Origin of the sequence: Aureimonas sp. AU12, from assembly GCF_001463705.1 — a bacterium.
Lineage (GTDB): Bacteria > Pseudomonadota > Alphaproteobacteria > Rhizobiales > Rhizobiaceae > Aureimonas.
This window is the reverse complement of the sequence record NZ_BBWH01000020.1, coordinates 109,467-135,699: the sequence shown is the minus strand read 5'-3', so window position 1 is coordinate 135,699 and position 26,233 is coordinate 109,467. Positions and strand designations below refer to the sequence as shown.

Genomic DNA, 26,233 nt, shown 5'->3' with positions numbered 1-26,233 from the left:
ACGCACCGCGCCCCCCAGAGTTCAGGATTTCGGGCCGATGCCGGACCTGTCATGATCGGCTCATCCGATCGCCGCCGAGTTCGCCATGACGCACCATGTCCCCGCCCCCACCGCCACGACGCTCTTCGACGTCCACCGGATCGGCATTCCCGCCTTCACGGTGGATGTCGGCGAGGATCTCGCGCTGCGGTTCGGCAGCCTCAACGCCGTGCACAGCGAACTGACCGGGCTGCGGGAGGCCGACCTTCTGGGCCGCACGCCGCAGGAGTGCCTGCCGGCCGACCTCGCGCGCCATGTCGGTGAACGCTACATGCGCTGCGTGCTCACCGGCCGCCATCAGGATTACGAGGAGGTCTTCGACCTGCCGAACGGCCGCTTCTGGTGGCGCACGAGCCTGACGCCGCTCGTCGATCGCGCCAGCGGACGCGTCGTCGCCATCCTCGGCCTCTGCGTCGACGTCACCGCCGACAAGGCTCGTCAGGACGAGCTGGAGCGAGGTGCCTATTTCGACCCCGTCACCGGCATCGCCAACCGACGCCGCCTCGACTACGATTTCGACGATGCCATCGCCAGCGCCATCGACATGAAGCGTCCTTTCTCGGTGCTCCTGGCCGAGGTCGAGGGCTACGCGTCGCTCACCGCGCGCCTCGGGGCCGACGGCAAGGATGCCGCGCTCCGGCAGGTGGCATTGAGGCTGCGCGAGGGCATCCGGGCCAACGACCGGCTGGCGCATGTGGGCGACGGGCGCTTCGTGGCGATCCTCTCGGCCGCCACCGAGGGCGCGCTCGCCGTCGCGCTCGACCGGCTGCGGCGGGTCTTCGCAGCCGCGCAAGCCGCTGACGCAACGGCGCTGCCGCTGCGCTTCGGTGGATCTGTCTGGTCGCCCGGCGCTTCGCCCGAGACCCTGACGCGCGCCGCCGAGGCCGCCATGCACACGGAGGCGACCGCCGGCGACCTTCGCTCCCGCTAGGAGGGGTGCCGCGTCAGTCCTCCTCGGCCCGGCACAGCTCGTCCACCGACCGCTCGTACGCCTTGGCGTCGATCTTGCGCAGCGAGTTCTCGCTCTGGTAGCGCACCGTGCCGAAGATCGGCCGCCGCGCCCAGGGGCGGTCGTGCAGCCCGTAGGTCCAGGCGACGTTGGTGAACGAGTTGGCGTCGCGCCCGTCGAGGAAGTAGCGGTTGTTGAGACGCAGCGTGCGCTCGAACCCGGCTTTGGCAGAGGGCGACCATTCGAGGATCTTCTTGGCCCAGTACATGCGCAGGTGATTGTGCATGTAGCCGGTGACGCGCATCTCGCGCTGCGCGACGTTCCAGTAGTGGTCGTGCGTCTCGCCTTCCGCCAGTTGTTCTTCCGTGTAGCGATGCTCGCGGTGGTCGCCGGCCTGCTCGTGCAGCGTCTTGCGCGCCCAGTCCGGCACCGCGTGATCGTAGCTGTCGTAACGCTCGGTCGTGTTGACGTGGTTCATCGAGAGCTCGCGGCGCACCACCAGCTCTTCCGTGTAGGCATCCCGGTCTTCGTCGGTGGCGCCCTTGGCCTCGCGCAGCGCCAGCACGATCTCCACCGGCGAGATCTGCCCGAAATGCAGGTAGGGGCTCATGTGCGAGGCCGCGCCCGCCTCCGGCTTGCCGCGCTCGGCGCCGTAATGCCCGAACGGCCCGGCGAGATAGGCCTTCAGCCGCCGCCGCGCCTCGCTCTCGCCGCCGGTGAAGCGCTTCACCGGCCCCACCGAGCGATCGAGCGTCATGCCTTCCAGAACCTTGTCGGGGTCGGAGATGTCGATCTCGCTCTTAAGCTTCAGGTCGTCGGCGCGGTGCTTGACGGGGGCGGAGCGCAGCGGATGGAGGAACTCCTCCAGATGCCGCTTGATCTTCGGGCGAATGGTGCGCGCGCCGTATTCGTGCTTGTCGGAGGCGATGTCGACGGGCACCACCACGTCGCCCTCGACCTGCACGATGCGCCCCTTCACGCCCTCCAGGATCTGGCCGTACCAGCGTTTCTGGATCGCCAGGTAGCCGCGGTCGAGCACCAGCATCGCCGCATCCTCGGCGAGGTCGATCGCGATCTCGGCCGGCGAGGCCTTGCGCATGACGAAGCCGATGCCGCGCTTTTCCAGACCGGCGGCGGCATCCGCCAGCCCCTGCAGCAGGAAGGCATAATGCCGGGCATTGGCCTCGGGAAAGCCGTTGGAGCCGTCGAGGAGGCCGAAGCAGGCGACCACCGGCAGCTTCAGCCGGTTGGCTTGCGCGACCGCATGTTCCAGCGCCGGGTTGAAATGCGCCCGGTTCGCCTGCTGCAGGAGATAGAGCACGTAGGCACCATCCGCGCGGGGCTCGGCGTCGGCGAGAATGCGGATGCGGCCGTCTTCGATCGTCATGGACGTCCCTGGAACTGGCGACCGTCTCCCGGCCGCGACCTGGGGACAGGAGATGGGGCCCGCCGGCCCTGCGGACAGGGCACGACGCGTCCGGCCGGGCCGCGGACCCGAGGATCGGTTGCGGCAAACTGATGCAACGGTGCGCGGTTGCCTTGGAACGGTTCCAGCCCATCTGCGCCGGCATGTCGAAAACCGCCACGCCGACCACCCTCGTCCTTCTCCATTTCCTCGGCGGCAGCGCCCGCACGTGGGAGCCCGTCGTCGCGCGACTGACGGATGCCGCGATCCCGACGCTGCCCGTCGACCTGCCGGGCTTCGGCGCCGCGCGCGAGGTCGAGGGCTACGGCGTGTCCGACATGGCCGACCACGTCGCGCAGGCCGTGGCGCAGGCCGCGCCCGAGCGCTTCGTCCTCGTCGGCCACAGCATGGGCGCGAAGGTGGCGCTGGCGCTGGCGCGGCGCGCCGCGGACGGCGACGCGTCGCTCAGCGGCCTTTGCGGCGTCGTCACCGTCGCCGGCTCGCCGCCCGCGCCCGAGCCGATGGCGGAGGAGCGCCGGCAGACGATGATGGGCTGGTTCCTCGGCCCCGACGCGCAGTCGCGCCGCGAGGCCGAGGAGTTCGTCGACGCCAACGTCGTCGAGCTGTCCGACAGGGATCGCGACCTCGCGGTGGAAGACGTCCTGCGCCTCGACCCGCGCGCCTGGCGCGCCTGGCTGGATGCGGGAAGCCGCGAGGACTGGACGGCGCGGATCGGCACGCTGCGCCTGCCCGCCCTCGTCGTTGCCGGCGGCGAGGACGAGGATCTCGGCCCCGACGCGCAGGCGCGGCTGATGGCAGTGCATTTCGGCGAGGCGAGCCGGGTGACGCTGCGCCGCGCAAAGCACCTCCTGCCGCTGGAGCGCGCGGGCGAACTCGCCGATCTCCTTGCCGGTTTCGCCGCGCAGGCGACGAGCGACCCCGTTCTCGACCCGGGCTATCGCGATCTCATCGAATCCTCGCGCGTCTCGCCGAAGCTGCGCCGCATCCTTCTCGAGCGCGCCGTGCCTGATCCCGCAGGCGCCCCGCCCCGCTCGATGTCCGCCGAGCATCTGGTGCGTCTGCGTGCGGTTCTGGCCCGGCTGGTGCCCCACCCGTTCGGAACCGCGCTCGATCTGGCCGGTCGGCTCGATGCGATGATGGCGGAGGCCGAGGGCAACGGCTGGCGCTTCGAGGCGCTGCCGGGCGATCCCGACGCCTATCATGCCGCGCTCGACACGCTGGGCGACGATGCGCCCGGCGGTGCCTTCGAGATGCTGGACGCGGGCGCGCAGGACCGCGTGCTCGCCGCGATGTCGAAGGGCGAACTCGAGGTCGGTGCCGGCGCCCCGCTCGATGCCGCCGCCATGAAGCTCTGGTTCGAGGAGGTGCTCTCGGACGCCGTGCGTCTTTACGCCGCCCATCCCGCCACGATGGCGCGCCTCGGCTATTCCGGCATCGCCAATGGCGGCGAGGGCGGCGCGCTCTTCGCCGGCTTCCAGAAGATCGGCATCGGCGAGCGCGAGAGCTTCGAGCCGACCCCCCTGCACGCGACCCCGATCCTTCCCACCCGCACCGACGGAGCCTCCTCTTGAACCTCGACCGCATGCGCCGCCACGCCGTCCACGAGCCCGTCGATGCCGTGGTGATAGGCACGGGCGCCGGCGGCGCTCCGCTTCTGGCGCGTCTCGCCAGGGCCGGCCTGAAGGTCGTGGCGCTGGAGGCCGGCTCGAACCGCCAGCCCGAGAGCGAGTTCGTCGCCGACGAGGCGGCGTCCGGGGATCTCTACTGGATGCGCGAGCGCATCAGCGGCGGCGCGACGCCGGAAGCCTTCGGCGCCAACAACAGCGGCATCGGCGTCGGTGGCTCGACCCTGCACTGGGGGGCCTACGTGCCTCGCGCCGATGCGCGCGACATGAAGCTGCGCAGCGAGACCGGCGTCGGCGAGGACTGGCCGCTCGAATTCGCGGAGCTGCTGCCCTACTACCGCGAGATCGAGGATTTCATCGGCGTCTCCGGCCCCGCCGACTACCTGTGGGACGCCGAGCGCGGCTACAAGCTGCCCCCCGTTCCGCGCAACGCGCCGGCGCAGGCGATGGCGGCGGGCTGCGAACGGCTGGGTCTTCGCATCAGCGACGGACCCGTCGCCGTGACCTCGCGCCCCTTCCAGCAGGAGGGTGGCGATCTGCGGCAGGCCTGCGTCAATTGCGGCTTCTGCCACCAGGGCTGCCGCAACGGCGCCAAGGCCTCGATGGACGTCACCTATCTGCCGCTGGCCGTCGTACACGGCGCGGAGATCCGTCCCGATTGCTTCGTCCACGAGATCGAGTTCGACCGCGAGGGCCGCGTCGTCGCCGTGGTCTATCGCCACGAGGGCGTCGATCATCGCCAGCGCACGGGCGCGGTGTTTCTCTGCGCCGGCGCGATCGAGACGCCGCGCCTCCTCCTCCATCTGGGCGCCGGCAACGCCTCGGGTCAGGTCGGGCGCAACTACACGGCGCATGTCGCGACGCAGGTCTGGGGCACGTTCCCGACCGAGATGCGGATGAACAAGGGCTACCCCTCGGCGATGATCACCGAGGACATGGTGCGCCCCAGGGATGCGGATTTCGCCGGCGGCTATCTCGTGCAGAATCTTGGCGTGGTCCTCCAGACCTTCGCCGATCAGGTGGCGCGCGGCCGCGGCCTCTGGGGCCAGCCGCTCGTCGACTATCTCGACCGCTACAACCATCTCGCGGGCATCGGCATCAACGGCGAGACGCTGCCCTGCGACACCAATTTCATGTCGCTCTCCGACGAGACCGACGCGACCGGCATGCGCAAGCCCCTCATCCGTTTCGGCTACAACGAGAACGAGGAAAAGCTGAAGACCCACGCGACGGCCTTCATGCGGAGCATCTGGGAAGCCGCCGGGGCAAGCGACATCTGGGTGATGGAGCGCACCGCCCACACGATCGGCACCTGCCGGATGGGGCGCGATCCCGGCCGCTCGGTGGTCGATCCGCTTGGCCGCAGCCACGAGATCCCCAATCTCTTCATTTGCGACAACTCGGTCTTTCCGTCCTCGCTCTCGGCCAATCCGGCCCTGACGATCATGGCGCTGAGCCTTCGCACCGCCGACGCCTTCCTGAAGGCGGGGCGCTAGAGCATTTCCAGACGACGCGGATACGCTTCGTCGTTGTAGAATGCGGAGACGACAAAGACCTGGAGGCGACGGCCTCGCACCCGGCACCCGATGGATCACGGATCCGTTCCCGTCCTGGCCCGTTAAGCAGACGGGGACGGACGGGACAGGGGACACCATGAGCCACGGGCAGCGCGGGCGCGACACCGCATTTCAGGACGCGATCATCGGGCTCGCCTCGGCCGGAAGCCTCGCGCTCGTCGGCTTCGTGGCGGGGCGTCTCTCGCCTCGCCCGACCGAGAAGGAGTGGCCCGGCGAGCAGCCGACCGCGGACAAGACGGACGGCGCAGCGTCCTGGAGCGACGGCGCCACCACGCCGAAGGCCCCCTCCGTGACGGTTCCGGTACCGGATGGTCGCGGGCGCGCCGCCGCCAGCCCCATGCGGGTGCCCGCGAAGGGCTGGAAGGACATTCTCTGGCGGACCTACGAGGAGTTTTCCTCCGACCGCCTGATGCTGGTCGCCGCCGGCGTCACCTTCTACGTCCTCCTCGCGCTCTTCCCCGCCATCACCGCGCTGATCTCGATCTACGGCCTCTTTACCGATGCCTCGAACTTTGGCGACCAGATGAACGCCCTCTCCGGCGTGCTGCCTGCCGGCGCGCTCAGCATCATCGGCGAGCAGATGGCGCGCGTCGCCTCGCATGGCGACGAGAAGCTCGGCTTCGGCATGGTGTTCGGCCTCGGCATCGCACTGTGGAGCGCCAATGCCGGGATGAAGACGCTCTTCGATGCGCTCAACATCGTCTACGAGGAGGAAGAAAAGCGCGGCTTCATCAAGCTGACTGCCGTGACGCTCGCTTTCACGCTCGGCACCATCCTCTTCCTCGTGCTTGCGCTCTCCTCCGTCGTGCTCCTGCCGATCGTCCTCAAGTTCGTCGGCCTCGGTTCGGCCGAGACTTGGCTCCTCGCGCTGCGCTGGCCGGTGCTGCTGGCCGTCGTGGCGCTCGGCCTCTCCGTCGTCTACCGCACGGGGCCGAGCCGGCGCGTCGCCGCCTGGCGCTGGATCTCGCCCGGCGCCACGGTGGCGGCCGTGCTCTGGGTGGCCTTCTCGATCCTCTTCTCCTGGTACGTGCAGAACTTCGGCTCGTATGATGAGACCTACGGCTCGCTCGGGGCCGCCATCGGCTTCATGACCTGGATCTGGATCTCCACCATCGTCGTGCTGCTCGGCGCCGAGCTCAACGCCGAACTCGAGCACCAGACGGCCCTCGACACGACGAAGGGGCAGGCCCGCCCGATGGGCGCGCGCGGCGCGCACATGGCCGATACGCTGGGCGAAGCGAAGGGTTGATCCGACATCGCCCGGGGCCGGCCTGCCGCGTCCCGACTGCGGCGGATCGGCACGGGCGCGTTTTCGGTCGGCGATCCCGGACTTCGGGTGTAGGCTGGCGCGGATAGACGGCTCGCGGCGTCTGGCCCGCCGTGGCCCCCGGCCTCCCAAACCGGTCGTCCTCGGTCAGAGGAGACATGATCATGATCATGGCATCCACGCCCATTCCCCTGCGGCGCGCCTCCAACCCGCATGTGGCCGTGGCCATCCGGCCGATCGGCTTCCCCGATCTGCGGCTCGCCCTCGAGCGGGGCGTCGAGGATTTCCGGCGCCATCCCTCGCACTACGTCTTCCTTGCCCTCATCTATCCCGTCGCCGGCATCGCGATCGCGCTCGCCGCCACCGGCGCCAGCGCCTTCCCCGTCCTGTTCCCGCTCGTCGCGGGCTTTGCGCTTCTCGGCCCGCTGGCCGCGCTCGGCTTCTACGAGGTCAGCCGCCGGGCGGAGCGCGGCGAGCCCGCGAAATGGCGGGACGCCCTCGCCATCGTTCATAGCCCGGCGCTGCCGGCCATCGCCAAGGTCGCGCTCGTGCTGGTCGCCCTCTTCATGGCCTGGCTCGTCACCGCCCAGCTTCTGTTCTCCGTGCTGGCGCCGCCGCTCGAGGCCGCAAGCTATCCGGCGTTCCTGCGCGAGCTCTTCGGCTCGCCCGCCGGCTGGACCCTTGCCATTCTCGGCAACATGCTGGGTCTCGTCTTCGCCGTTGTCGCCTTCTCCTTGAGTGTCGTGTCGCTGCCGCTCATCCTCGACCGCCATGTCGGCGCCGGCGAGGCGATGCGCATCTCGGTCGAGGCGGTGCGCCGCAACCCCGCGCCGATGGCCGCCTGGGGGCTGATCGCCGGTGGGCTGGTCTTCCTCGGCTCGCTGCCGCTCCTCGTCGGCCTCGCCGTGGTGCTGCCGGTCATGGGTCACGCCACCTGGCACCTCTATCGCCGGGTGATTGGCTAGCGTCCAAGGCATCCAAAACGCCGCAGGCACGTTGATGCCGCGACAGGCGCATCAGTCCGGATGCGCCGACGCAACGTGAGGGCCGACGCCCGTCGCCGGCCTCGCAGACGGAAAGACATGACATGCAGATCGCCAAGGGTGCCACGATCGCCGTCGCCGACGGCCAGAAGCTCAGCCTGTTCCACAACACCGGCGACGAGGCGAACCCCAAGCTCACCGCCGTCCCGACGGGCGACATCTCGACCAGCAACAAGAGCGGGGGCACTGGCCATTCGTCGAGCGCCGCCAACCCTGACGACAGCCAGCAGGACGAGGACGGCTTCGCGGCAGGCATCGCCGAGCACCTGAACGCGCAGGCCGTCTCCGGCAAGCTGAAGAGCCTGATCGTAATCGCCGCGCCCCGCACGCTCGGCGAGCTGCGCAAGCACTACCACGCCAAGCTGAAGGACGTTCTGGCGGGCGAGATCTCGAAGGACCTGACGGGCCAGACGAGCGACGACATCGAAAAGGCCATCGCCTCGGCCTGAGCGATCGGCGACTCCGGCGGTGTCCTGCCGCCGGAGTCGCCCTGTTCTGCGACCTGTCCGCAACCTGGCGCCCAGACGCAGAACGATCAACGGGGCCTGAGTTCCGCTCCCTCAGCGCCATCAGGCTGACGGAGGCGCTCGCCCATAGCATGACAACCAGACGCCTGGACGCGATGGACGGCATCGCTGGCGATCGCGTCCAGGCGTCTGGTCGACCACCGCCGATGGGATACATCGCGATTGCAACCCGCCGCGACCTTGGCGCACCGTTTGATCGGCCCGGCCAGGACGGCGCCCTCTTTCACGTCCGGTGCTCTAGGCAGGATCGCCGCCGCACGATAAGCCCGGCTGACCGCTCCCCGCAGTGCCGAAGTGCCGATGACATCGAAGAACCCGCTTCTCACCGGCATCATCCTCACCGTCCTCGCCGGAGCGTTGTTTGCCGGCATGGACGCGCTCGGCAAGCACCTGACGACGCTGTTGCCGGTGCTGCAAGTGATCTGGGGCCGGTACTTCGTTCAGACCGTCATTCTGTCGACCTATCTGGCGGCGACCACGGGCACCGGCTTCCTGCGCACGCGCCATCCTGTGCTGCAGATCCTGCGCGGCCTCATGCTGCTCGCCAGCACCTTCCTGATGTATCAGGCACTGTCGCGCGTGCCGCTCGCCGATGCGACCGCCGTCCTGTTCTTCACGCCGATCGTCGTGACGATCCTCTCGGTGGTGATCCTGCGCGAGACGATCGGGCCGCACCGCATCCTCGCGGTGCTCGCGGGCTTTGCCGGCATGCTGCTGATCCTGCGGCCGGGCTTCGGCGCCATCCATCCCGCGCTCGGCCTGTCGCTCGCGGCCTCGGTGACGAACGCGGCCTATCTCCTCCTGACCCGCCATCTCGCCGGCCGCGAGGACGCCGCCTCGACGCAGTTCAACACCACGGCTGCCGGCGCCATCGTCCTGTCGCTGGCGGTGATCCCGGTCTGGCAGACCCCGGCGCCCGTCACGCTGGCGCTGATGATCGCCATCGGCACGGTCGGCGCGCTCGGCCATTTCACGCTGATCCGCGCCTTTTCGCGAGCCCCGGCCTCGCTCCTGTCGCCCTTCCTCTATTCGCAGGTCTTGGCGGCGAGCGGCCTCAGCCTCCTCGTTTTCGGCGACGCGCTACGCCCGACGACGATCATCGGCACCGCCATCCTGGTCGGCAGCGGCGTCTATATCTGGTGGCGCGAGAACCGCCGGCAGGTCGGCGCCTGACGAACCCGTCGCGACGGCGATGGCGGATCGAGACGGCTTCGGGCGCAACCTTGGTCGGTCCTCGGCACTTATCGTTCTGTGCTCCAACGCAAGGACGGTGCATCATGGCCGATCGACGATCCGAGACATCATCCCGCCCGGATCCCTCCCGCGAGGGTCGGGATCCCGCCCCCAAAACCTCCCCGGACCTCCCTGCCGCGGGACCTCACGCCCAGCCGCACCTCACCAATCCAGACGCGACGCCGGGTGCGGGCAGCCTGCCCGACGAGACGGCAAAAGGCGACGCCGACGCAGGCGCTGGCTGAGCGCCGACGGTTCGTCGACTCTCGCGGCTTCTCCGGAAGTTTCACAGAGTTGTGGGATATCACCGGCCCGTCGAGCAACAAAAAGGCGGGCGCCTGCCTCAGGTCTCGGCGACGGGCTTGGTGTTCAGCGTGCGCGCGAGTTCGACCGCCGTGCCGGAAAAGGTGCGCCCGCGATCGGGGTCGCGGAAGCACTTCCAGAGCCCGGTCTTCTTGTCGCGTTTCCAGCCGGACTTGGCGATCTCGGCTTCAGCGGCGGTTTCCGCAGGCGTCTTGAAGGCCATCGTCTCGGATCCTCTCGACGCTCGTCGGGTAATGCAGCTTGGAATGGCGGTCATGCTAGTGGAGACCGTCCCGCGCGCCCGAAACGTCGATCCTTGCCTGAAAGCATGGCTGTCGTCGCTGTCGCCGGTCGCGTTTCCGGACCCGATCGATCGCTCAACCCTACACACCGGGCCGCCTGTGCTTGAGAAGCAGCAGACAATCCATGCGCCTGAATAGGTTCAGCAACAGGATTGGGTCTCGAAACAGACGATACGAAAACATCGACTGATGCCGAGCCCTACGTCATGTCGGCTCAGCAGGCGGAGGCACACTGAAACGCGCGGCCAAGCGGATGGGGAGAAAGGCGCCGGTCGGGCGCCTCGCCCGATCAGCCCTTGCGGGCCTGCCGTGCGGCGTAGCGCGCGTCGCGGGCGGCCTTCAGTGCGGCCTCGTCCTGCAGGAAGCGCGTGACGTGCTTGTTTTCCTCGGCATTGCGGACCGCTTCAGCCGCCTGCTGCTCGGCGAGCTCGGCCTGACGCCGGGCCTCTTCCTCTTCGCGCTGCTGCGCCTCGATGAGGGCCTTGGCAGCGGCCGCCTCGCGCTTGGCCGCTTCGCGCTCGGCGCGCGCGGCCGCCATCTCGGCGCGCTCGGCGCGCCGCGCCTCGACGGCCGGGTCGTTGCGCTTTGCGTTCACCTTTTCCATGAGGGCAGCCCTGGCATCCTTGGCTGCGGTCAGGCGTCCGGCAAAGTCAGAATTGTCGTGCTTCAAATCGGGTCTCGCTGATGATCGTGACGAGGGTCGGCAATCGCCGCTTTCCCTGCGTGGAGGCTGGCCATAACACATATCGGCCGAAAGGTCTCCCCCATGACGAACGCGATCGCCGCACCACGGCCGTCGTTATGAGCACCTCGGTCGCGATGGAAGGCAGATCGGCCCTTTGCGCCAACAGCCCGTGTCGCGGCGATCCGATCAGGCCGGCCAAAAGCCGAAGAGCCCGACGGTCTTCGCTTGCGCGAAAATCCGCCGGGCCCCGGAAGATGTCGAGCCGTCCCGCACGGCGCGTCATTGCGGGACGGCCGGTGCGGCATCGATCAGCGGCGAACCGTGCGTCCGGTGACCGCCCGCATGATGGCGATGAGAATGCAGGCGCCGACGAAGCCTGCCACCAGATAGCCGAACCAGCCTCCGAAGGAGACGCCGATCAGGCCGAACAGGAAGCTGGCGATGGCCGCGCCGAGGATGCCCATGAGGATATTGAGGAAGACCCCGGTGTCGCGCCCCATGAACCGGTTCGCGAGCCAACCTGCCAAGCCGCCGATGATGATGGCCGCGATCCAGCCGATGCCTGCGTCGTTCATGTCCGTCGTCCTCGTTCCCGTTCCATTCGCGATCTCGCGATTGCGAACGAAATGGCCTAGGGAACCGGAAGTTCCGCCCCTCTGGCGTCAACAAGCGAGATCATCGGTCGGAAACCGGGCACGGAAGCGCAGGGCACCGGGAACCGCCGGCCGATGCGAAGCCCGGGTCAGGCCGGTCGCGTCGCCTCGACGAGATGCCGGCGAAGCGCGTTGCAGTCGGCCACCGCGATCCCCGCAAGATCCGAAAGCCAGAGACCGTCGGCAGCGAGGCGGACCACCGCCAGCGACACCGCCCCGTCCGTAGCGTCATGGCGGCGGAGGCGCTCCGCGAACCAGTCCGCCCAAAGGGTCCGCAACCCGGCATCGGTCAACCACGAAAGCGACAGCGCGGCCAGCGGCCCGCCATCGCCACGCGGCACCATGTCCAGCACCGCCTCGACATAGGCCCTGGTGAACGATCCCCACGGCTCGGGATCACCGGCCATCCGGGCGTCGAGATCGCGGTCGATCTGGCCGAGCAGATCCTCGAAGACGGCGGTGATCAGCGCCTGCTTGCTCGGGAAATGGTGCATGAAGCCGCCCTTGGTGACGCCCGCGGCATCGGAGACTGCCTGCACCGTCACCGCCGCCAGCCCCTCCTCGACCACGAGCCGTGCGGCATGGTCGAGAAGCGCGCGCCGGACGATCCCGGGCTGCTTCTTGCGCCTGTGGGCGTTCTCCACCTTCAGTGCCCGCCCGACTGCGAGAGCGTGTTCACCACCACGACGCCGCCGACGATCATCGCGATGCCGACCATCGCCGGCGTATCGAGCGTCTGCCGCAAGACCACGACGCCGATGACGGCGGTCAGGACGATGCCGAGCCCGCCCCAGATCGCATAGGCGATGCCGAGCGGCAGCAGCTTCAGCGCCTGCGAGAGGAAGAAGAACGAGCCGACGTAGAAGACCGCCATCGCCAGCGTCGGCGCCAGCTTCGAGAACTGCTCGGACTTCTGCAGGAACAGGGTGCCGATGACCTCGCAGACGATCGCGATGGCAAGAGCGCCGTAGGCGTAAGCGGGGGTCATGGCGGATCTTTCGGCGAACAGGATCAGGTCGCCGAAAGATACCAACCGTTTGGTTTCATGCAAGGCTGCCGCCGTTCCATCACGCTCGGCGTCCCTTGCGAAACGAACGCGGCGTTGTGCCTTGCCGGAGGCCGCCCCCCGTTTCGTTGGCTCAGCGACGCGCGAGAAGCGTCTCCATCACGCCGCGTTCGCTATCGTGCTCGATGAGCGCCCCGGCACTCGCCTCGGCCCGGCCGAAGAACTCGTCCGCATCGAACCAGACGAGTTCGGCGGCGGCCGGGAACGGCCCGAGCGCGACACGTCCGTAGACGGCCGACACCAAAACGCGGTCGCCATCGTCGGACAGTCCGGTGTGGATCGTGTCCGGGTTCCCGTCCGGCAGCTTTCGGGCGAGGCGCGCGGCTTCCATCGGCACCAGCACCGTTTCGAAGGCGAGCGCGGCGGCGCAGGCCGGCCAGTCCAGCGGCGCGCTGATCGCGACGCCCTCGACCTCGGCGGCGTAGGAATCGTGCCAGGAGGCGAGGGCCGCGGCTCGCGCCATATCCTCGGCGTCGAGCTCCTCCTCCGGGACCTCTGTCCCCTCCGCACGGCCCATCGGGACCAGCTCGATGCCGACGAGCGCGGCGAACGCGGCTCCTGCGCCGGCATCCTCGGGACGCCCTCCGAGGAGGTTGGACAGTCCGGCCGCATCACCCTGGCCGGACGGTGCGCCTTCGGGCTCGATCAGGCGGGCGCGAAGGTTCCGGTAGAGGGCGCGCACCCGGCCGGGCGTCGTGGCGGAGGGCGCGAAGGCCGAGATCGGGACGAGACCGGGCACGACGAGGCAGCGGCCCGTCTCCGGCACCACGCCGAACTCGCGCAGCGAAGCGGCGAGCCGGCCGAGATCGGCCGGGCTGGCGGCAAAGCGCGACAGTCGGTCGGGCGCGCCGACCACGGGGCAGAGGAACAGCCGAACGCCCATCCCAATGCTGCGCTCACCGGCCTCGGCGGCGTCCAGCGTTCCGAGCCCGGCTTCGGCATAAGCCTGCGCCTGGAACTCCCCGAAGCGATCCTCGAGAATGTCGTGGAGATCCGGGGTGAGCCGCGCCCAGGCGTCGTCGAAATCGTCCGCGTCGAGATGGGGGCCGAGGAGGCCCACGAGATCCTCGCCCGCGAACGCCGCGGCGGCGCGCAGGATGCCGCTCTCGGTCGGCGTGCGCGCCCGCTTGACGGCCTGTTTCGCGATCTTCGCGGTCGCCCGCCGATCCGCCCGGTTGCTCATCGAAGTCCCTTCCCGTCTGCCATCACGCCCGCACCGGCGTCACGCCCGCGTCGTCCCGGCGGGGAAAGCGGCGCTCTCGCCCCTCCCCGCCCGTCGTCGCATCAGTCCTTGGCGCGCTCGACATAGGAGCCATCGGCCGTCATCACGACGATCCGCGTGCCCGGCGCGATATGCGGGGGAACGAGGGTGCGAACGCCGTTCGAGAGGATCGCGGGCTTGTAGGAGGAGGAGGCCGTCTGGCCCTTCGTGGTCGGCTCGGTGTCCGTCACCTCGAAGGTCACGCGCTGCGGCAGTTCGATCGAGATCGCCACGCCGTTGTAGATGGAGACCTGCACGGCCATGTTCTCGATGAGGTAGGGCGCCTGATCGCCGACGACGCTCTCGGGCACCGCGACCTGATCGAAGGTCTCGGGATTCATGAAGTGGTAGCCGTCGCCGTCATTGTAGAGGAACGTGTGATCGCGCTCCTCGACGAAGGCGCGCTCGACCTGCTCGGTGGTGCGGTAGCGCTCGGACACCTTCACGCCGTCGGCGATGCGGCGCATGTCGAGCTGGGTCACGGGCGTGCCCTTGCCAGGATGGATGTTCTCGGCGAAGAGGATGACGTAGAGCTTGCCGTCCTCCCGTTCGACGACGTTGCCTTTGCGGAGCGAACTGGCGATCACTTTCACGGACGGTTTTCCTGACACGATGGGGTTGATGGATCTGGGCTCTGGCGGCCTTCCCCTGCGCCCTAGCCCATCTGGCGCCGGATCGCCAGCGCTTCCCGCCCGGTCCTCCCCGCGCGGCGCCCACCCCGGACCCACCCCGGCCCCTGGATCTTCGAGCCTGCCATGACCGATGCCTCGCCCTGGTGGACCCCGCATGTCCATGCCGACCGTCGGCCGCGCCTCCTGAAGCGCAACGCGATGGCGCGCGGCATTCGCGACTGGTTCGCGGCGCGCGATTTCGTCGAGATCGAGGCCGCCGCGCTGCAGGTCTCGCCCGGCAACGAAGCCCATCTCGCGGCCTTCGAGACGCGGGCCGAAATCCTCGGGCACGCGCCCCAGACCCTCTATCTCCATACATCGCCGGAATTTGCCTGCAAGAAGCTCCTGGCGGCCGGCGAGCGGCGCATCCTCTCCTTCGGCCCGGTCTATCGCAACCGCGAGCGCGGGGCGCTGCACCATCCGGAGTTCACCATGCTCGAATGGTATCGCGTCGGCGAGACCACCGGGGCCTTGGTCGAGGACTGCGCCGCGCTCCTGGCGCTCGCCGCCGAGATCGGCGGGCGCTCGCGGTTCGCCTTCCGGGGCCGCGAGGCCGATCCGCTCGCCCCGATCGAGGTCGTCACCGTCGCCGAAGCCTTCGAGCGTCATGCCGGCATCGACCTTCTCGCGACCGTCGCGCCCGACGGCTCGACCGACCGCGAGGGCCTTCGCGCCGGGCTGGAGGCGGCCGGGCTGCGCACCGCGCCGGACGACGGCTGGGCCGATCTCTTCAGCCGCGTGATGGTGGAGCGCGTCGAGCCGACGCTTGGGCTCGGACGGGCGAGCGTCCTTTGCGACTATCCCGTGCCCGAGGCCGCGCTCGCCCGCCGCAAGGCCGGGGATCCCCGCGTCGCCGAGCGGTTCGAGCTCTATTGCTGCGGCGTCGAGCTCGCCAATGCCTTCGGCGAGCTGACCGACCCCGCCGAGCAGCGCCGCCGGCTGGTGGCGGAGATGGACGAGAAGGAGCGCGTCTACGGCGAGCGCTACCCGATCGACGAGGACTTCCTCGCAGCGCTCGCGATCATGCCCGAGGCCAGCGGCATCGCGCTCGGCTTCGACCGGCTGGCGATGCTCGCGGTCGGCGCGTCGCGTGTCGAGGACGTGATCTGGACGCCCGTGGCGGACACCGGCCCGTGACCCTTCGCAGCCCCGCCGATCTCGTCGCCGCCGGCCATGTCGACCCGGCGCGCCTGCCCGAACTCGAGCGCGTCGCCGCGCGCTACGCGGTCGCCGTCACGCCCGACATGGCCGAACTGATCGACCATGCCGACGATGGCATTGGCCGCCAGTTCCTGCCGCGCGCCGAAGAACTCCTGACGACGCCGCAGGAGCGCGCCGATCCGATCGGCGACGAAGTGCATTCGCCGCTGCCCGGCATCGTCCACCGCTATCCCGACCGCGTGCTCCTGAAGCCCCTGCATGTCTGCCCGGTCTATTGCCGCTTCTGTTTCCGACGCGAGGTCGTCGGCCCCGGCGGCTCGGGCTCGCTCACCGAGGCGGAGCTTGCCGCAGCGCTCGGCTACGTCGCCGCCCATCCCGAGATCTGGGAGGTCGTGGTGACGGGGGGCGATCCGTTCCTCCTCTCGCCGCGCCGGCTCGGCGCGATCGCCGCCGAACTCGCCGCCATCCCGCATGTGCGCGTCCTACGGCTGCACACGCGCGTTCCCACCGTCGACCCCGCTCGCGTCGACGCGGCGCTCATCGCGGCGCTGAAGCGCTTCGACGGCGCGGTGTTCGTGGCGCTCCATGCCAACCACCCCGCCGAGTTCACCCCGGCCGCGCGCGCCGCCATCGCGCGGTTGGTGAATGCCGGCATTCCGATGGTCAGCCAGTCGGTGCTGCTGGCCGGCGTCAACGACGACGCCGAAACGCTGGCGGCGCTGATGCGCGCCTTCGTCGAGAACCGGGTGAAGCCCTACTATCTCCACCAGGGCGACCTCGCCCCCGGCACCGCGCATCTGCGCACCTCGATCGAGACGGGCCAGGCGCTCGTCGAGGCGCTGCGCGGGCGCATCTCCGGCCTCTGCCAGCCGACCTACGTGCTCGACATTCCCGGCGGCCACGGCAAGGTGCCGATCGCCCGTGCCGCCATCTCGCGCGCGGACGACGGCGACGGCGACGGCGAGACCTGGCGCGTGCGCGACCGCGAAGGGCGGCTCCACGCCTATCCGCCGAAGGTCTAAGGCCGGCGCCGGCCCACACGGTTTCGGCGACCCCATGAACGAGCGGCCGGGCGGCTCCACCCGGTCGCGACGAGCCGCGACCTTGCCGGGGCGCGCCCAACGCCATCGCTGTGAGGCGCGGGCGGCACACCGGTCGCACGAACTGGAAAAACGGGCTGGCCAAAGACCGCGTTTCGTTCGATCCTCGTCCTTTGCAGGCCGTTCGCACGGCCACGAAGGGCCGAAATGAACATCATGCGCAGGCCCGTCGCGTCCCCACCGCCGGGCCTTGCTGCCCCAAATGCGTCGGCGGCCAAACCGGCCCCCCGTCCCGCCGATCGTGTCCGACCGGCCCCGCTCGCAAGGGGATCCGGCGTGGCGCCGCTGACCCCGCGATATCGGTTGTCCCGCCTGCTCGTCGCGGCCGTTGCGCTTGCGCTGTCGGGGCTCGGCGCGGTCGGCCCGGCACGCGCGGCCGATGTCCTCGTGGTCGACGAGAGCTGGATCCCCGGAAACCCTTGGCAGATGGCCTCCGACGACGCCTATGTCGGCGCGCGCGCCGGCTGCTACGAGGGGCTGACGCGGGTCGACGAGAGCGGCCGGATGACACCCTGGCTGGCGCTGTCGTTTCGGCGGCTCGCGCCCACGGTCTGGGAGTTCGCGCTGCGTCCGGGCGTCCGGTTCCAAGACGGCGCGCCGCTCGACGCCGACAGCGTGACGCTGGCGCTCGACCATCTGTTGCGCGAAGCCGTTCCCGCCCGCGCCTTCTCGACACGCCTCATCGCCGCCGTGGAGCCGGCGGGGCCAATGGCCGTGCGCATCACCACGCGCGAGCCCCTGGCGGTGCTGCCGGCCCATCTCGCCTCCCCGGCGACGGCGATCCTGTCGCCCGCCGCCTTTCGCGGCGACGGGGTCGATCCGGTGGGCCATTGCACCGGCCCCTTCGCGATCACCGCGGTCGAGCCGGGCGTGGGGCTGAGCGTTCACGCCAATCCCGACTACTGGGGCGGCGCGCCGGCCCTGGCGGAGGCCCGGATCCGCTTCGTGCCGAACGGCACCAGCCGCGCCGCCGACGTCGCCTCGGGCGCCGCCGACATCGCGCGCCTCGTGCCGACCGCTAGCTTCTCCACCCTTCGGCGCACGCCCGGCCTCGACCTTCGCGAGGTGCCGGCGCCGCGCCTCACGCTTCTCGTGCTCAACAACGGCTCCGGTCCGCTCGCCGATGCCCGTCTTCGCGGCGCGGTGGCCGCGGCGATCGACCGGGAGGCGATCTCGGACGGGCTCTACGACGGCCTGATGCCACCCGCCGCCGGGCTGTTCCGGCCGGGAGAGCCTTGGGGGCTGCCAGCCGACGAGGCGCAGCCCGATGCGGCCGCACAGTTCCGCCAGCCCGATCTCGCCGATCTCGACGCCGGGCGGGGACCCGGTCCCAGCCCCTACGATCCCGCGCGCGCCCGGCTGCTCCTCAGCGAAGCCGGCATCGCGCCGCGACACCTGCGCCTGCGCCTCCTCGCCTATTCCGAGCGGTCCGACTTTCCCGATCTCGCGACGACGATCCGGGATGCGCTGGCCGAGGTCGGCATCGCCGTCGAGATCGAGATCGGCACCTATGCGGGACTGGAGCCCGACCTCCTCGCCGGGCATTTCGACCTGGCGCTCCTGTCGCGCGGCTATCTCACCGACGTTGCCGAGCCCATCGGCTTCCTGGCGGCGGACTTCGCCTGCGGCGGCTCCTACAATCTTGCCCATGTCTGCCGGCCGGAGATCGACGAGGCGCTGCGGCGCGCGCGGGCCGACGACGATCCCGAACGGCGCTTCGCGCTCTATCGCGAGGTCGCCGGCATCGTGGTGCACGAGAGCGTGGTGGTGCCGATCGTCCACGAGACAACGTTCGACGCGGTCTCGGCGCGCGTCGAGGGCGCAGTGTCCCACCCCCTGAACTACACGACGCTGACACCCGCGACGCAGCTGCGGTAAGACCCGCGAGGCGGCCGGCGGCCGTCAGTTCGCCGGCTCGCCCTCACGAGGCAGGTCTTCGCGGGACAGATCCTCGTCCGCGAGATCGACCCCGGCGAAGTTGTGGTAGCCGAGCGGGTCGACCACGAAGTTGCGGACCTCGCGCCGCGCGCCGACCGCGAAAACCGAATGGGCGATCGGCACCCAGGGGCTGGCCTGCCGGAAGATGCGCTGCGCCTCGACATAGAGCCGGCGCCGCACGGCGATGTCGGACACGGTCTGCGCCTCGCGGATGCGCCGGTCGAACTCGGGGTCGCACCAGCGGGCGATGTTGTTGCCCCCAATCCGCGCTGCGGCGCAGCCGAGCAGCGTGTTCATGAAGTTGTCGGGGTCGCCATTGTCGCCGGTCCAGCCGTAGAGGGCCAGCGTCACGTTGCCGTCCTGCATGATCTGCCGGTAGGTGTTCCAGTCGGCCGTGCGCGGATAGGTGCGGATACCCAGCTTCTCGAGATCGGCGGCGATCATCGCGTAGACGCCCGCCCCGTCGGGATTGTAGGGCCGCGACACCGGCAGGTACCAGAGATCGACGTCGAGACCGTCCTCGAACCCGGCCTCGCGCATCAGCGCGCGGGCGCGCGGCAGGTCGTAGGGGTCGGGCTCGGCGGTCTCGTCATAGGCCCAGAGCGTCGGCGGCAGCGGGTTCACGGCGGGAACGGCGCTGTCGCCGTAGATCGCGGCGAGGATCGCCGGGCGGTCGATCGCGAGGTTGAGCGCGCGGCGCACGCGGGGGTCGTCGAAGGGCGGGCGGGTCGTGTTGATGGCGAGATAGCCGATGTTGAAAGCCGGCTTCTCGTAGAGCTTCAGCGCGGGATGGGCGCGGATGGCCCGGATGTCCTCGGCGCTCGGATAGGCGCTCATGTGGCATTCGCCCGACGAGAGCTTCGTCAGCCGCGCCGAGGCGGTGGGGGTGATCGAGAAGACCAGCGTGTCGATGGGCTGGCGACCGCGCCAAGAGTGCTCGAAGGCGCGGTAGCGCACCATCACGTTCGGCCGGAAATCGACGAGCTGAAACGGCCCGGTGCCGATCGGGCGGATGTCGATGTGGTCGGGCGTGCCCCGGCGCAGCATCGCCTCGGCATATTCGGCCGAGAGGATCGAGAGGAACGGCATCGTCAGGTTGGCGAGGAACGGCGCCTCGGCGCGCCTGAGGCGAATGCGGACCGTGTGGGGATCGGGCGCCTCTACCGCTTCGAGAAGATCGGAAAAGCCGGCATCGGCGAAATAGTCGAAGCGCGGGCCGGACACGGTGTGGAACGGATTGTCGGCGCGCCATTGCCGTTCGATCGAGAAGACGACGTCGGCGGCGGTCAGTGGCCGCGTCGGGGTGAACTCGTCATTGGCGTGGAAGGCGACACCCTGGCGCAGGTGGAACGTATAGTCGCGCCCGTCCGGCGATATCTCCCATGCGGTGGCGAGCGCCGGCTGGATCTCGGTCGTGCCCGGCTTGAACTCGACGAGCGTCTCGAACATCGGCCGTGCCGCATCCATCGCGGTGCCGGTGATCGCCAGCTGCGGGTTGATCGCCTCGGGATTGCTTTCGGAACAGAAGACGAAGGTCTTGGCGGCGGCGGTCGCCGGAACCAGCGTGGTGACGGCGAGAAGCGCGCTCGCCAGCCACCCGGCAAGCCGGCGCGGGCGTTTGCGAACCGGTTTCGCCGGGGCGAGGATCGGCCTCATCGGGGCTCTCCCGTTTGGGTGCGCCCTGCGGCGGCAGGGGCAGGCTCGGCGGGCGCCTCGTCGGTGAGGGTTGCCGCCGGGTCGTGGCGGGGCGCCTCGATCGGCAGGTCGAGCGTGAAGGTCGTGCCGCGCCCGACCTCGCTGCCCACCGCGATGGAGCCGCCGAGCGTCGCGGTGACGAGATTGAAGACGATGTGAAGGCCAAGCCCGGTCGAGCCGGTGGCCCGGCCGGTGGTGAAGAACGGGTCGAAGATGCGCGCCCGGTCCGCCGCCGCGATGCCGCGCCCGTCGTCGGAAAAGCGGATGCGCACGCCGCCCGGGCCGCTGCGTGCGATCGTCACGGTGACGGCGCCGCCGGTCCGCTCGCGAAAGGCGTGGGCATAGGCGTTGGAGAGGAGGTTGGTCAGAACCTGCGCCAGGGCGCCGGGGTAGCTGTCGAGCTCCAGCCCCTTCTCGCAGACGACCTCCAGCCGGTGGCCGCCGCGCCGGCCCATCGGCCCGAGGCTGATGAAGAGGTCCTGCGCGAAGTCGCCGAGCGAGAAGCAGCGCCGCTCGCCGCTCGTCTGGTCGGCCGCGACCTGCTTGAAGGCCTGCACGAGGTGGGCGGCGCGCTCGACGTTGCGGGTGGTCAGCCGCGTTCCCTCGCCGAGGCGCGCGACGAAATCGTCGAAGGCGGCCTTGGTGATCCGCCCCTCGCGGGTTTCGGCCTCGAAGCGCATTACCTCGCCGGTCACGGTGGTGGCGGTGGTCAGCGCCACGCCGAGCGGCGTGTTGATCTCGTGCGCGACGCCGGCGACGAGCTGGCCGAGCGAGGCGAGCTTCTCGGCCTGGATCAGCTCGGACTGCGTGTCGCGCAGGCGCCGCAACGCGTCGTCGGCCTCCTCCACCGCCAGCCGCAGCGCCGCCTCGCGGTGGCCGATCTCCGCGAGGAAACGGTTGGTGGCGCGCGCCATCGAGCCGATCTCGTCGCGCCGGCCGGCATCGGGCAGCGGCGAGGACCGGCCGGAGGAGGCGCGGTCCATCATGCCGGTCTCCAGCCGGCGCAACGGCCCGGTGATCGAGCGGGCGACGAGGAGGCCGCCGGCCGAGGCGAGGAGGAAGGCGAGCCCGCCGCCGAAGAGGCCGATGCGGCGCACCGCGGTGCCGATCTCGTCGGCCTGCGCCGACAGCTCGTTGTTGAGGTCGGAGACCTGCAGCAGCATGATACCGGCCGTGTCCGACATCGCCACGAGCAGCCCGTTCTGTGTGGCCAGCCCCTCCTTCATCGCGCCGAGATCCTCCTGCCAGCGCTGCATGGCGTCGATCATCTCGGTCTGGATCAGCGGCGAGATCGGCAGGGAGGCGACGTTGTCGCCGATGGCGCGGCTGACGGCGAGAAGCCCGGCCACCTGCGGCGGCGAGCGCCCGGCGATGATGCGGGTGGAGGCGCGGCCGAGCTTCAGCGTGTCGATGGCGATCGTCTGCGTCGCCTGCTCGGTCTCGTGCGCCGAGATCGTGTAGGCGAGGAGGTCCGCGATCTCGGACTGGAGGGAGCGCTGCGCCGCCGCGTCGATCTTCAGCTCGCGGTCGAGCCAGCCGAGAAGCGCCCGCCCGCCCGGCCCATCGCCCTCGGCGAGCTCCGGCAGGCCGGGTCGATCGGACGCCGCCGCGCCCGCGTTGCGCGACCGGTTCAGCGCCTCGGCGAGCTGGTCGTGGCCGTTGCGGATGCGCGCCGCCTCGAACGGGTCGGGCGCCGGCACTGCCCCGCCTGCCATCAGCCCGTCGGCGAGCGCGCTTCGCAGCGCCTGTGCGGTTTCGACCACGTCGCGCAGGCGCTTCAACTGCCCGTCGCGCGCCTCGAGCGAGGCGACGAGATCGAGATTGGCGCGCTTCTGGCGCTGGCGGGCCTCGTCGGTGAGGAGGATCAGCGTCTGCAACCGGCGGTCCATCGAGGCCGCGAGCGCGTCGGTGCGCTGCGTCGCCACCGTCAGGTCGGCCATCAGCGCGCGGTAGCGGTCGAGCGTCGAGAGGGTGCCGGTGACGGCGGCGGCCTGCGCGGGGTCGCCGGTGCGCTCGGCGAGGCGCGACAGGCCCGCCGCCGCGCTCGAAACCGACGCGGTGAAGGCGGCGGCGTAGCGCTCGCGCCCGCTTGCCTCCGCACCCACGAACCCGTCCTGCGCGCTCATGCCGGACACCACCTGCCGGTAGATCGTGGCGGCGTCGAGCGCCCCGGCGCGTCCGAGATCGGCCCGATCGAGGAGCACGATCGCCAGCGCCCCGATCGCGGCGATGCTGAGGATGGGAATGGCCCCGACGAGGAAGACGCGCTGGGCGATCGTCGGACGCGGCGGCCGCAGGTGGCGCCAGCGCGGGCGCCGCCGGGCCGGACGCGGCGGGGGCGGCGCGGGTGCGGTATCCGCCGGACCCTCTGCCTCCTCTTCGCCCTTGGCGGCCGTGTCGCTCGTGTCGCCGTCCCCGGCGGTCTGTGCTTCCCCCCCCGACGCGAACGGCAGGGCGATAGGCCCCTTCGCGCGCTCCCGGCCCTTCGCGGGCGGGTCGATCACGGGAAGCCGGGAGGGCGTTGAGGACATGGAGCGAGGCCGTCTGCTGGCGGGATCGGGCGGCTCTTTCTGGCGCAGCGATGTTTCCGGCAGATTTCGCGTGGCCTCGAACGTCGTCGCCGTCGATCCAACACCGATCGCCTCGCCGAGGTCAGGTATGGGGCGAGAAGATGTAGCCGGAGCCGCGCACGGTTCGGATCACGGTCGGATGCTGGGGATCGGGCTCGACCTTGCGACGGATGCGGGTGATGCGCACGTCGATCGCCCGGTCGAAGGCGTCGGTGTCGCGCGCGCTGGCGAGATCGAGCAGCCGCTCGCGCGAGAGCACACGGCGGGGGTTCTCGGCGAAGGCCTTGAGGAGGCTGAACTCGCTGTGCACGAGCTGCGTCGAGCTGCCCGCGTCGTCGAGGAGCAGCTGGGCCTCGAGGTCGAGCCACTTGGTGCCGAAGCGCACGCGCCGGCGCGCTTCGGCCGCCCCATTCCCCGCCGCCGGGGCGGCACCGGCGGCGGCCGTGCCGGCACGCCGCAGCACCGAGCGGATGCGGGCGAGAAGTTCGCGGAGCTCGCAGGGCTTAGCGAGATAGTCGTCGGCGCCGAGCTCCAGCCCCACCACCCGGTCGACGAGGCTGGCGGTCGCCGTCAGCATCACCACGGGAATCGTGGTCTCGGACTTGAGGAAGCGCACGATCGACAGCCCGTCCTCGCCGGGCATGTTGAGATCGAGCACCACGAGCGCCGGGGTCTGGCGCGTCAGGAACGCGCGAAAGCTGGCGCCCCCGTCGCAGAGCGCGACGGAAAAACCGTTCATGCCGATGTAGTCGCCGATCATGGCGCGGATCGGCTCTTCGTCGTCGACCACGACGATCAGGGGTTCGCTCATGGCGGTGCGATCCGGGTTGGCGGAGAGCCGCGCGACGCGGCGGGTTCGAAGACGGACGGCGGCGGTGGCGGCAGTACGAGCGTGAACAGGGCGCCGCCGAGCGGTCCGGTCTCGGCGGCCTCGATCCGCCCGCCGTGCAGTTCGGCGATCTTGCGGGCGATCGAGAGGCCGAGGCCCGTGGCGCTCTCTCCGCCGGTGGGCTGCGCCGAGAGGCGCTGGAACCGGCCGAAGAGGCGCAGGAGGTCGTCGGGCCGAAGACCCGGCCCGCTGTCGCAGACGCCGATGGCGATGCCCCCCTCGCGCACCTCGGCGGTGATCTCGATCGTGCCGCCCGCCGGCGTGTACTTCACGGCATTGCCGACGAGATTGTCGATCGCCTCGGCGATCCGGTCGGGATCGCAAAAGGCCCAGAGCGGCGCCGCGATGCGCCGGCGAACGTTCTGCGACTTGGCGGCGGCGAGCCCGGCGTTGCGCTCGACGATCTCGGCAACGAGGGGCCCGAGATCGACGACGCGCGCCTCGACGGCGATGTCCATCGCATCGGCCATCGCGTCGGCCATCGAGCGGTCCACGGCGCGCGTCAGCCGCTCGGCGGCGCCGCGCACGTGGCGGATCTCGACGCGGAACGGCTCGGCCACATCCTCGCCCACCCCTTCCCCGAGGCGGTCGGCGAGCGCCTGCAGCATCTCGGCCCGCCCGAGAATCACCGCGAGCGGGTTCTTCAGGTCGTGGGCGATGGTGCCGAGGATCTCGTTCTTGAAGGCGTTGACGCGCTTGAGCTGCGTCTCGCGCGCCTCCAGCCGCTCGTTCGAGGCGGCGAGTTCCGCGGTGCGCCGGCGCACCCTCTCCTCCAGCGCCTCGTTGGCGGTCAGGAGCGCGTCGTGCAGCCGCGCATTGTCGAAGGCGATGGCGAGCTTGGCGCGGAACACCGAGAGCAGCGAGACCTCGGCCGGGCTCAGCGCCGCGCCGGCCTCCAGCACCACGAGGATGTCCGAGCCGTCGCCGGTGCGCAGCAGGAGATGCGTGTGCCGCCCCGGATAGACCCCGGCGCCCGCCGCATCGAGCCGGCCGAAGAGGGGCGCGAGGTCGGGCTCGGCTCCGTCGCCCGGCGAAAAGTCGCCCGAGCGCGCCAGGACGCGGGGCTCGCGCTCGCCCACCCGGCGGATCGCCACGATCCCGGCCGTCTCCCGGCGCAGCAGCGCGCCCAGCTGGTGCAGGACGCCTAAGGCCAACCCTTCGAGCGAGGGCTCGCTGAAGAGACCGGCCGAGGCCGAGACGATGTGCTCGAGCCCGCGCCGCGTGTCGTCGAGGCGGCGCAGCTGGTCGTAGGAGCGCAGCGCCGCCGTCAGCGTGGTGAAGAGGCGCTCGGCCGTCAGCTCGGTCTTGGCCTTGTAGTCGTTGATGTCGTAGTCGACGACGATCTTGTGCTCGGGCGCCTGCCCCGGCTGACCGGTGCGCAGGATGATGCGCACGAGCTCGTTGCCAAGTTCCGACCGGATGCGCCGCGCGAGTTGCAGCCCGGCATCGTCGCTCTCCATCACCACGTCGAGCAGGATCACCGCCGTGTCGGGATGGCGGGCCAGCTGGTCGAAGCCCTCGGCCGCCGAATGGGCGCCGATGAGCTGCAGCCGGCGTCCGTTTAGCGCGAAATTCTGCAGCGCGAAGCGCGTGCCGTCATGCACCGCCTGGTCGTCGTCGACGATGAGAAGCTTCCATCCGGCCACGCCGGGAGCGGGCGCCGGAGCGACGCTGGCAGGCGCAAAACTGATCCATTCGTCCCGCATCGTGAACGATCCCGGCCGCGGCCTCGTCTCCAGGTTGCTGCTTGCCGTCATCATTCAACCACGTCCCCGCGCGCCCCTCAACGCCTCCCGCCAAAAATGACACTCTGTCGTTCCCGAAACTGCCGGCGGTCTCCCCTTCCGCCCTTTCCATCTCTCGCCCCGCGCGCCCCGGGTGAGAGCCTCGGCATCGGTCCGTGAGGCTCCCGGCTCGAGATCACGGGACGTCAGCGCTCGCCGCTGATCCCCCGTACACGCGGCGAGCCCGACCGCGTCGTCGCAGTCGAACCCGCAGTTGTGGTCGGCGCCACCCGGCATCCGCCGGTGGTGGAGCCGATCGCAAGCAACACGGCGCCACGATCCCGTCGGCACCCGAAGGTCGCGGGTATGCGTCATCATCCCTCACGATCGCACCGAAGCAAACTCATGATACCAGTTGACGAGTTCACGAGCTTGAGGAATAGAGATGGGGCGGGGCATCGCTGGGAGGCGGCCCGCGTCATCAGGGCCGGGAGGCCGTCCGTTCGCGCCGAGAACCGGCCGATCTGGC

22 protein-coding genes are annotated in these 26,233 nt (G+C 70.3%); 10 read left to right on the top strand and 12 right to left on the bottom strand.

Going from position 1 to position 26,233, the window contains the following annotated elements; translation table 11 throughout:
* The first annotated feature begins 85 nt into the window (after nucleotides 1-85).
* Nucleotides 86-970 carry a GGDEF domain-containing protein gene (locus AUL33_RS07610; RefSeq protein WP_062206082.1) on the top strand — a complete coding sequence of 295 codons (885 nt, stop codon included), beginning with the start codon at nucleotides 86-88 and terminating at the stop codon, nucleotides 968-970.
* 13 nt (nucleotides 971-983) lie between these two features.
* On the opposite strand, the gene AUL33_RS07605 is transcribed toward AUL33_RS07610, so the two are convergent.
* A complete protein-coding gene (locus AUL33_RS07605) occupies nucleotides 984-2,375 on the bottom strand; it encodes a deoxyribodipyrimidine photo-lyase (protein WP_062206079.1) in 1,392 nt (463 codons plus the stop codon).
* 182 nt (nucleotides 2,376-2,557) lie between these two features.
* Between AUL33_RS07605 and AUL33_RS07600 the strand changes: the two genes are divergently transcribed.
* The 6 genes from AUL33_RS07600 (at nucleotide 2,558) to AUL33_RS07575 (ending at nucleotide 9,626) form a co-directional block, all read left to right on the top strand.
* Complete coding sequence (locus tag AUL33_RS07600; protein ID WP_062206076.1) at nucleotides 2,558-3,985, top strand: alpha/beta fold hydrolase; 1,428 nt, start codon at nucleotides 2,558-2,560, stop codon at nucleotides 3,983-3,985.
* Nucleotides 3,982-5,535 (top strand): GMC family oxidoreductase, encoded by a 1,554-nt coding sequence (locus AUL33_RS07595; protein ID WP_156419320.1) that lies wholly within the window; start codon nucleotides 3,982-3,984, stop codon nucleotides 5,533-5,535. Before AUL33_RS07600 ends, AUL33_RS07595 begins: the two co-directional genes overlap by 4 nt.
* A gap of 157 nt (nucleotides 5,536-5,692) precedes the next feature.
* Nucleotides 5,693-6,865, top strand: a complete 1,173-nt coding sequence (locus AUL33_RS07590; RefSeq protein ID WP_062206073.1) for a YihY/virulence factor BrkB family protein — start codon at nucleotides 5,693-5,695, stop codon at nucleotides 6,863-6,865.
* 182 nt (nucleotides 6,866-7,047) lie between these two features.
* Nucleotides 7,048-7,848 (top strand): DUF2189 domain-containing protein, encoded by an 801-nt coding sequence (locus AUL33_RS07585; RefSeq protein WP_244492049.1) that lies wholly within the window; start codon nucleotides 7,048-7,050, stop codon nucleotides 7,846-7,848.
* A gap of 122 nt (nucleotides 7,849-7,970) precedes the next feature.
* Nucleotides 7,971-8,375, top strand: a complete 405-nt coding sequence (locus AUL33_RS07580; protein ID WP_062206070.1) for a host attachment protein — start codon at nucleotides 7,971-7,973, stop codon at nucleotides 8,373-8,375.
* A 378-nt stretch (nucleotides 8,376-8,753) separates the two neighbouring features.
* Complete coding sequence (locus tag AUL33_RS07575) at nucleotides 8,754-9,626, top strand: DMT family transporter (RefSeq protein WP_062206067.1); 873 nt, start codon at nucleotides 8,754-8,756, stop codon at nucleotides 9,624-9,626.
* Nucleotides 9,627-10,029: 403 nt separating this feature from the next.
* On the opposite strand, the gene AUL33_RS07570 is transcribed toward AUL33_RS07575, so the two are convergent.
* From AUL33_RS07570 to efp, 7 genes are all read right to left on the bottom strand, one after another.
* Nucleotides 10,030-10,212: a hypothetical protein gene (locus AUL33_RS07570; protein WP_062206064.1), complete on the bottom strand. Its 183-nt coding sequence runs from the start codon at nucleotides 10,210-10,212 to the stop codon at nucleotides 10,030-10,032.
* 368 nt (nucleotides 10,213-10,580) lie between these two features.
* Nucleotides 10,581-10,961 (bottom strand): DUF6481 family protein, encoded by a 381-nt coding sequence (locus AUL33_RS07565; RefSeq protein WP_062206061.1) that lies wholly within the window; start codon nucleotides 10,959-10,961, stop codon nucleotides 10,581-10,583.
* Nucleotides 10,962-11,284: 323 nt separating this feature from the next.
* On the bottom strand, nucleotides 11,285-11,551 hold the full coding sequence (locus tag AUL33_RS07560; RefSeq protein WP_062206057.1) for a GlsB/YeaQ/YmgE family stress response membrane protein: 267 nt from the start codon (nucleotides 11,549-11,551) through the stop codon (nucleotides 11,285-11,287).
* A gap of 167 nt (nucleotides 11,552-11,718) precedes the next feature.
* Nucleotides 11,719-12,273 (bottom strand): TetR/AcrR family transcriptional regulator, encoded by a 555-nt coding sequence (locus AUL33_RS07555; protein ID WP_062206053.1) that lies wholly within the window; start codon nucleotides 12,271-12,273, stop codon nucleotides 11,719-11,721.
* A gap of 2 nt (nucleotides 12,274-12,275) precedes the next feature.
* Nucleotides 12,276-12,617, bottom strand: coding sequence for a multidrug efflux SMR transporter (locus AUL33_RS07550; protein ID WP_062206160.1), 342 nt, complete (start codon nucleotides 12,615-12,617; stop codon nucleotides 12,276-12,278).
* A 151-nt stretch (nucleotides 12,618-12,768) separates the two neighbouring features.
* Nucleotides 12,769-13,878 carry a hypothetical protein gene (locus AUL33_RS07545; RefSeq protein ID WP_062206050.1) on the bottom strand — a complete coding sequence of 370 codons (1,110 nt, stop codon included), beginning with the start codon at nucleotides 13,876-13,878 and terminating at the stop codon, nucleotides 12,769-12,771.
* 101 nt (nucleotides 13,879-13,979) lie between these two features.
* Nucleotides 13,980-14,549, bottom strand: a complete 570-nt coding sequence (gene efp, locus AUL33_RS07540) for an elongation factor P (RefSeq protein WP_062206047.1) — start codon at nucleotides 14,547-14,549, stop codon at nucleotides 13,980-13,982.
* 162 nt (nucleotides 14,550-14,711) lie between these two features.
* Between efp and epmA the strand changes: the two genes are divergently transcribed.
* The 3 genes from epmA (at nucleotide 14,712) to AUL33_RS07525 (ending at nucleotide 18,766) form a co-directional block, all read left to right on the top strand.
* Nucleotides 14,712-15,764: an EF-P lysine aminoacylase EpmA gene (epmA, locus tag AUL33_RS22760; protein WP_062206044.1), complete on the top strand. Its 1,053-nt coding sequence runs from the start codon at nucleotides 14,712-14,714 to the stop codon at nucleotides 15,762-15,764.
* Nucleotides 15,761-16,810 (top strand): lysine-2,3-aminomutase-like protein, encoded by a 1,050-nt coding sequence (locus AUL33_RS22755; RefSeq protein WP_062206040.1) that lies wholly within the window; start codon nucleotides 15,761-15,763, stop codon nucleotides 16,808-16,810. Before epmA ends, AUL33_RS22755 begins: the two co-directional genes overlap by 4 nt.
* Nucleotides 16,811-17,191: 381 nt before the next feature.
* Nucleotides 17,192-18,766, top strand: a complete 1,575-nt coding sequence (locus AUL33_RS07525) for an ABC transporter substrate-binding protein (RefSeq protein ID WP_062206037.1) — start codon at nucleotides 17,192-17,194, stop codon at nucleotides 18,764-18,766.
* Nucleotides 18,767-18,790: 24 nt separating this feature from the next.
* Here the strand turns inward: AUL33_RS07525 and AUL33_RS07520 are convergent, their stop codons facing one another.
* The 4 genes from AUL33_RS07520 to AUL33_RS07505 form a co-directional block, all read right to left on the bottom strand.
* The gene (locus AUL33_RS07520; protein WP_062206034.1) at nucleotides 18,791-20,482 is read right to left on the bottom strand and encodes an ABC transporter substrate-binding protein; all 1,692 of its coding nucleotides are present in this window, start codon (nucleotides 20,480-20,482) and stop codon (nucleotides 18,791-18,793) included.
* Nucleotides 20,479-23,052 carry a HAMP domain-containing sensor histidine kinase gene (locus AUL33_RS07515; RefSeq protein WP_062206031.1) on the bottom strand — a complete coding sequence of 858 codons (2,574 nt, stop codon included), beginning with the start codon at nucleotides 23,050-23,052 and terminating at the stop codon, nucleotides 20,479-20,481. The genes AUL33_RS07520 and AUL33_RS07515 overlap by 4 nt, the downstream gene beginning before the upstream one ends.
* Before the next feature lie 121 nt (nucleotides 23,053-23,173).
* Complete coding sequence (locus AUL33_RS07510) at nucleotides 23,174-23,902, bottom strand: response regulator (protein ID WP_062206028.1); 729 nt, start codon at nucleotides 23,900-23,902, stop codon at nucleotides 23,174-23,176.
* Nucleotides 23,899-25,686 (bottom strand): DUF3369 domain-containing protein, encoded by a 1,788-nt coding sequence (locus AUL33_RS07505; RefSeq protein ID WP_082652407.1) that lies wholly within the window; start codon nucleotides 25,684-25,686, stop codon nucleotides 23,899-23,901. Before AUL33_RS07505 ends, AUL33_RS07510 begins: the two co-directional genes overlap by 4 nt.
* Between the last annotated feature and the right edge of the window lie 547 nt (nucleotides 25,687-26,233).